This is a genomic window from uncultured Paraglaciecola sp. (genome assembly GCF_937123705.1).
GTDB lineage: Bacteria > Pseudomonadota > Gammaproteobacteria > Enterobacterales > Alteromonadaceae > Paraglaciecola.
In genome coordinates this window covers 1-7480 of the sequence record NZ_CAKZKO010000124.1, presented here as the reverse complement: position 1 = coordinate 7480, position 7480 = coordinate 1, and the positions used below count along the sequence as shown (strand labels likewise).

The 7480-nt window shown below is 43.3% G+C and carries 4 protein-coding genes; 2 read left to right on the top strand and 2 right to left on the bottom strand.

The features are described from left to right. On the bottom strand, window positions 1-479 hold a 479-nt coding region (locus Q0688_RS15610; protein WP_299078794.1), incomplete at its 3' end, for an S-adenosylmethionine synthetase N-terminal domain-containing protein. A 33-nt stretch (window positions 480-512) separates the two neighbouring features. Continuing rightward, entirely contained in the window at window positions 513-1526 is a 1014-nt protein-coding gene (locus Q0688_RS15605) for a metalloregulator ArsR/SmtB family transcription factor (RefSeq protein WP_299078791.1), read from the bottom strand. Between the two features lie 412 nt (window positions 1527-1938). Here Q0688_RS15605 and Q0688_RS15600 point away from each other — a divergent pair, with 412 nt between their 5' ends. Together Q0688_RS15600 and Q0688_RS15595 are read left to right on the top strand one after the other, a co-directional pair. Next, window positions 1939-5382: a carboxypeptidase-like regulatory domain-containing protein gene (locus Q0688_RS15600; protein WP_299078788.1), complete on the top strand. Its 3444-nt coding sequence runs from the start codon at window positions 1939-1941 to the stop codon at window positions 5380-5382. A gap of 218 nt (window positions 5383-5600) precedes the next feature. After that, a complete protein-coding gene (locus Q0688_RS15595) occupies window positions 5601-7193 on the top strand; it encodes a CSLREA domain-containing protein (protein WP_299078785.1) in 1593 nt (530 codons plus the stop codon). Window positions 7194-7480: the final 287 nt, after the last annotated feature.

Below are 7480 nucleotides of genomic sequence, written 5' to 3'. Positions count from 1 at the left end.
GGAAGTGTGCCATTACGACGCAACTCAGATTGGCGTTGAACCAATAGATGTGCGTAATAAACAGGTGCAGGCATTAACGATTCAGTTTCGTTTGTCGCATAACCAAACATTAAACCTTGGTCGCCGGCGCCTTGATCTTCAGGTTTAGCACGGTCAACACCTTGGTTAATGTCTACAGACTGCTTGCCAATACCATTTAGCACAGCACACGTTGCGCCGTCAAAACCCACATCGGAACTGTTATAACCAATGCCTGTAATCACATCACGAACGATGTCTTCAAGATCAACATAGCAAGAGGTTGTTACTTCGCCAGCAACAACCGCCATACCAGTTTTTACTAGCGTTTCTACAGCAACACGCGCATGCGGGTCGCGGGCAATAATGGCATCCAGAACCGCATCAGAAATCTGATCGGCAACTTTGTCTGGGTGTCCTTCTGAAACGGACTCAGAAGTAAAAATCGAATATTCGCTCATGTGTGTCTCCTATTTTCTATAGTAGCTGAGGCTTCATGCCACAGCGCGACGGAATGTTCTGAATTGGATTTGGAATCCATTTCGTAACGCTAAAAACTGTGTTTGCTCCTCGCATAACTGAGCTTCTTTGGCCCAGCTTGTTAAATCTTCAGGAGCAAACCCTAACCACAGATCACCACAAGATTCACGTGCCCAAGTTTGATCATGGGCGCACAAATCGGTAATTAATAAACAACCACCTGGCTTCAATAATTGAGCGCTGTGGTTAAAAATTTCTTTAGGGGCTGGCACATGATGCAGCACCATATTGCAGGTGACTAAATCGGCCTGCACGTTTTGGCTTAATGCAAACAGGCAATCGCCATGCACTAATTCAATGTTCTCTAAATCCTGTTCAGCTACTTTCAAATTGGCTTTTTTCAGCATGGCTTCTGATACATCTAAGCCGATGACTTGCTGAAAACGCTGACTTAATGCGCTAAGCAAGTACCCTTCACCCGGTCCAATCTCTAGCGCCGTAGTGGTTTGTTGTAAATTGAGCGTAGCCACTAAATCTTCTAAGGTTTCACCATACTGTTCATGAGAGGCAATTAAGTCCTGCTTTTCATGAAATTCACTCGCGTGCTTAGTAAAAAACTCTTGTGAGTTCTTTGCTCGTTCTTGATACAAGCCTTGTAAGCGCTCAGTGATTATCTCAGAAGGCGCTATTTTATCTAAGGTACGGAATAAAACCTGAGTTAGATCAAACCAAGCAGAATTAGAGTTTCCAATAGCCACGTTTAATAGTGAGCGACGATAAAAAATTGAATTGCCTTCGCGCCTGGTAGTCACCAAACCTGCTTTAGCCAAAATTTTTAAATGATGACTCATACTGCTTTGTTTTATTTCAAACAACTCACATAGCTCTAAAACTCCGAAAGAACCTTCGCCTAAAATACGTAAAATATTCAGGCGTAATGGATCAGCGCTGGCTTTGGTATGAGCCGCTAAGGCATCAATATCCGACGCGGTATCTGAAACTAACTTTAATGCGGTTGTATCTAACATGGAGGGCAGTTTAACAGAAAAACAATCTATATCAATTTATTTTGATATAGATTGCTGAAAGAGGTAGTCTATGTAGGAAAAATTTGGAATTAATGCTCTATTCAGCAGGCATTTGTATTCATTTCTCAAGAAAGTTTCTAATAAAATAGGACTAGTAGAAAATTGCGAAACTAGTCATTATTTCTGATTTCTTGTCGTTGCGTGAGAAAGAGCCCTCAAAGCTGTAAAATTTTGATTGAATTTTTTCGGTCTGAAGCCTAGTGTTTATGATCAAATGATTTTGATGGAGGCAAAGGATGCATTCCGATTTAAGTGTGTTTGACACACTTGCTTTTATCGTGAAAAAAATCATTAGTTAAACAAAACACGCTATGCAAATAGTACGTTTCATTAAGACTGAAGGGATCCGAAAATGGACGTTTTACATTTCAAAAAAAGACAACTAGTTTCAGCTATTGCTGTTGTAACAAGTGCAATCGCATTAACAGGCTGTATTGATGGTGACAGTTCTAAATCAAACACGACTTCGACCAATATAGTTGAAGATTCAGCTCGCCACGAAGTGGTTCAACAGAAAGCACAAACCTCTAGCGTTTATGGTGTGGTTCAAGACACCAACGGTAATCCTATTGCGGGCGCAACGGTCAGCATCGGTAGTATCGTTGCTACAACGAATGCCACGGGTGGATATGAGTTAGCGGGTGTCCCTGTTACGGGTCTAGCTCAGACCACGACTTCTGAGAATGGTGATATTTCTATTCAGCCTGGAGCGGCTGGTGATGCTCTACAAATTTCTGTTAAAACGCCTACTGGATTCTTAGATGCTACTTTGACAGTAATACCTAAAGCTGGTCAGAACCTAGTTGCATCGTCTCATTTTAATGGTTCAGGCGGTAACGACACCTTGGCATCAGATGATGGTCTATTGGTGGTTGTATTGGGTGAAGGTCTGGCTGTTGGTGCGGGTATTACTGTTGTTCCTGCAACTAACGCAACAGTTACCGGTGTTTTACGTAATCAGAATACCGGTGAAATCATTGCTGATACGGTTGTTGCTTTGGAATTGGTCGCAGTTGCGGGTAATGATCAGCAGCAAGATCACGCAGGCAAAGATGTAGGTTATAGCGCTCAGCCTTATATGGCGACTACCGATGCTGAAGGTCGTTTTACTATGACTTCTGTGCCGGAAGATACAGACTTTGATATTATTGTTGAAGGTTGGTCTAACGCTCATATCGACGGCAGTACTAATGGTGTGATCGGTGATGCAAACGATGGCATGTTCTCTACTACCCCTGAAGTTGCTGTGCAAAATATTGGTGACATCACAGTAGAAGCAATTCACTCAGTTGACGGCGAAGAGCCTTTTGTTGTTAGTGTAGATGGTGTTGTGAGCAATGCGGCACGTGCTTTATTAAATGATGATCTAGATGGTACTCAGGGAATTGTGATTCACTTCAGTGAAGCCATTACTACTGAAGTAGATGCTAATTCTGTGTATGTGGTTACTGATGTTGCATCAGGCTATCCATTGCAGGTAGACATTGAAGCGCCAGTTTTAAGTGCTGATGGTATGTCTCTTACGGTCACTACCGTCAATCCGCTAGCTGCAGGTACTAAATTCAATATCATGCTGCTGACCGCTGATTTTGAAGATGTGGCAATGAACTCTCTTGATGAAGGCGCTGGTGGTAACTACCTCGGCCGAACTCTGCCGAATTTTGATGACCTAGATGATAGTTTTCTGGAACTAGCGTTACAGATTCACAAAGATCCTGTTGTTAGCTCTGGCGCAGTAGCCTTTGTTGATGTTAGTGGTGCTGCAACTACCGGTCCTATTAATAATGACCCTCGTGGCGATGATGAATTTGAACTGTTAGCGGCAATCAATAGCAACTTTATCGATAACGACAATGCGAGTGCTGGTGATGACTTGTCGCAGTTGAATAATTCTGAAACAACGACAGCAACACGCTTGCAGCAGCTGGGTGATAGCATTATTACAGGTGCCGGTATTGGTGATGCACCAGCTTCGGTAACAACGGATCGTGCACGTGTACACTTCACTTTGTCTGACGCCAGAGAGTACAACCTGTCTTTGAAGGATGAAGATGGAATCTCTAAGGACTTGGCGGGTGATGTAGGTTTTGCTGCTGGCACTGAGACTGGCTTAACGATAGCTGGTGCTGGCCAACCTAATGCGATTCAGATTGAAGTTGATGACGCATACGCTGGTCAAACGGTTGAGATCTTAATAGATAACGTTGACGTTAATGATGTATTAACAGTTACTTCGATTTCTACTCTGGGAACTTTGTTAGCCGAAGCTTCCATTACTTTGACTGATCAGGTTTCACCTACGACGGTTCTGCAAAGAAGTTATGGTCTAACGGCTGGCGGAATGCCACAAATTAACCAAGACTATGGTAACGGTGGTGAATTATCTCAGATCGCTAATACTACTTTTGGTACTCCATACCTTTACGTAACCCCTGCTCTATTGACGCCTCAGGCGGGTGCAGACAGTCTGGCCCTGCAGCGCAGTGAAACTTGGGATACGTTGGAGGATGCGTTTGAAACTGACGTGACTAATGCAAGTAATGGCCAGCTGGAAATGGATGTTGACGCCAATATTCCTGGGGGCGTTGCTGTCTATAACGAAGCTACTATGGCTGCTTGGACGCCGGGCTCTCGTAACGTTGGTGTAGCTTTCTCTGAAGATGTTGCTTTAGTGGGTGGTGTTACCATTCCAGTAACTAGCTTCACGGCTTCTTTGACAGGTTTTACTGCGCAGAACGATGTACTCGTTAATGATCAAGGTGGTAATGCGGTTGTTAATGATGCTGATCTAGTAAACGTTGCAGTAGACAATGTCATTACCCTAGCCAACTCAGATGACGGTAAAGTTTTAGACTTCACTGGTGCGGTTCAAGATGAAACGGCTAACGTTGCAGCAACCTCTGATAACGCTCGCGTTATCTTTAAAGATGCAATGCCTCCAATCCCAATGTCTGCTGAGTACCGCGGTGACTCTATCGTAGTGACTTATAACGAAGCAGTCTCTTTAGAAGATACGGATGTATTCTCTTTATATGGTACAGGTTCTACCGATACGGTTAGTGTTGACGCTGATATGGCAGAAGCAAACCAAGATACAACGATAGTAACTCTGAACTTGCTAACGGTTGATTATGCTGGTGGTATCAGTGTGGCTAATCGTCAAGTTCAGTCGTTGAATAAATTGGCGATCTTCGATCGTGGTGAATTCGACAACGACGACGATGCTGCAACGCCACCTGTGCTAGCAAGTAAGCCAGTGGGTGAAAATGTAGTATCTGTATTGTATGCACCGTCTGTTAAAGACGCCGCTAATGGTGTTTCTTGGAATTCACATGCAGCCGGTGTTGATAAGCTCGCAATCGTGATTGAAGATAAAACGGGTAACTTTGAGTTGGCGTCTGCTATTTCCCCAGCAGCATTGCCGGCAACTGATACCAGCTTTGATGTGACTTATAGCTTCACTCATCGTATAGATCTTGGTGATCTTTGTGCAGTTCCAGCGGGTACTCTGACGCTGACGGCTGCCGAGGTAGCTGCTTGCTTCCAGGTATCTACTGCTACGATTGATCCTTTAGATACTCCTGCTGATGCAGGTACGCCTTCTGGTGCAACCTTGAGTACAGATGGTAAAACCTTAGTTGTTACTGCAAACGTAACAGCAGCAGTTTCGGCAACAGATACTTTTGGTCCTGCTAATAACCTGACAAGTGCTTGGGATTCTTCAGCAAGTATTCTGGCCAGCTCTGCTGATCCAGATGTAACTGACTTAGAGATTCCAGTAACTCCAACACCATAATTTATATCGTTTGATATAAAAGAGGTGGAAGGCCACATAGCAATATGCGGCCTTTTTTAAAGAATCAATATAATCATTAATTACATAAGATCTTTTTTCTGATAATTAACCTCAAGTGCTTGATGCGTATTGTTATGAGAAAAATGGTTTTTAATTTTATTTGAAGAATTAGGACGCTATCGGATTTTGTTTATCTGATTGGGTGTCAGGGAGATTTAATGTCAAGGAATAAAAGTTTTTTAGCCAGTATTTCTATATGTTTGGGATTGGGGATTTTTACATCTGCTAACGCGGCTTTAATTTCAGTTAACTCGGTTGGAGACGAGATAACTAATAATGGCAACTGCTCATTGAGAGAGGCCGTTCAATCTGCTAATGACGATTCAGCCGTTGACGGTTGTGCTATGGGTAGTGGTTCTGACGTAATTCAGATTCCTGCTGGAACGTTCAGTCTTGCTTTAGGGGAAATAGTATTAAGCGATGCCGTTCGGATTACAGGGCAGGGTATTGGCCAAACGATTATAGATGGTCAAGACGTATCTAGAATTTTCAGCGTAGATGATAGCGATAATGCTCAATTTTCGACTGTGACACTCGAAAGAATGACACTACAGAATGCCAGAACGACAACACCTGGCGCAGCAATTCGCAGTCGTGAAGCTCTTACTATTAAAGATATGAGATTAGAAGGGAATATTGCCTCTTCTGGTGGTGGCTTGGCTCAGATTGATGGTCCTTTAACAATCGACAGGGCGTTGTTCATTGATAATGAAGGTACAAGAACATCGGGCTGCTGTACTTCGAATGTCGGAGCCGGCGCTGTAGAAGTGACGTCTGGCGACGATGCAACTGTCATCAGTCATAGTGCACTTGTTAGCAATAGAGCAGGCCAGTATGGCGGGGCAATGTGGTATGACGGCGGCCCGTTAACGATGAGCTTTACAACCATCGGTGACAATTATGCCAGAAGCGGTATTGGTGGGGCGTTATTTACGAGTATGAGTAGGGTTGATATAGATCTTTCTTATGTGACAGTTTACAACAATGAAGGCCGTAGTTTTAATGGCGGGCTTTATTCTTGGAGTGGTGGTGGTAGTGGTGTCGATATTAATCTGCAGCATACTATTATTACTCAAAATATTACTTCTGGTTCTCAAAGCAGTGCAGATTTCCAGTTTGGTGGAGGCCAGTTTTATAGTGAAGGCTATAACGTAATATCTCGAACGCTGACGAGTAGAGCTAACCCCAATACAGATACGATAAGCTCATTAGCTGGATTAGCACCATTGGCTATTGAGGTCGGTAGTGCATATTATCAGCTTACTTTGGCAAGTCCTGTAGTGAACGCTGGGGCGAAGCCAAATGCAGTAGGAGGATTCACATTTTTAACAGCGACTGCATTGAACGTAGGTGTTGATGAATACGTCAGGTTGGATATTGAGCTAGGCAGTGGGTACAAGGCTCCGGTAGTGATCTCTGCAACCGAAATTCCAGGTTTCTTAAATCTTTATGATAATGGAGATGGGACGGCAACTTTGGAAGGTTATCAGGTGTTAAAGTCAACTTTTCAGGTTACTCTTAAGGCGACTGATGATGATGGCGTTATGGTAGAAAAGAAATTTGATCTTAGCCCAGAAGGCCAAGTCTCATCTAATGAAGAAGGTATGTTGGTTAGCGAGGATGAAGAGGGTTATGACTATTCTGATAAGGAAACTACAGACATCGAAGAAAGCGCAGGTGCTCTCAATTACTTATTTATTCTAATACTTATGCTCATTACAGGGATAAGATTACAACGTCGTATGAGTTAATATTATTTGATGGCGTGACTTAAAGCCCGGCAGGTTCATCCCGTCGGGCTTTTTTATTGCCCAAACAGTGCAATTAAGCGACAATAGCGCGCCTTTTTTATCCGTCTGATGCTTCTGTGTATCGGTTATGATGACAGAAACTACAAAATCAGCAGTTTAGGCGCTGAATGCTAGTCTTAGAAACTAGCATCGTACTTAATTTTAAAACCGTAATAGCCGGAGAGTCATTTCATGACATCACGTACAGAGCTTGCCAATGCCATTCGTGCCTTGAGTATGGACGCCGT

What these genes read in the sequence shown, in the direction of transcription:
- Q0688_RS15605 (WP_299078791.1), bottom strand. Translation starts at nt 1,526, where the DNA reads ATGTTAGATACAACCGCATTAAAGTTAGTTTCAGATACCGCGTCGGAT.
- Q0688_RS15600 (WP_299078788.1), top strand. Translation starts at nt 1,939, where the DNA reads ATGGACGTTTTACATTTCAAAAAAAGACAACTAGTTTCAGCTATTGCT.
- Q0688_RS15595 (WP_299078785.1), top strand. Translation starts at nt 5,601, where the DNA reads ATGTCAAGGAATAAAAGTTTTTTAGCCAGTATTTCTATATGTTTGGGA.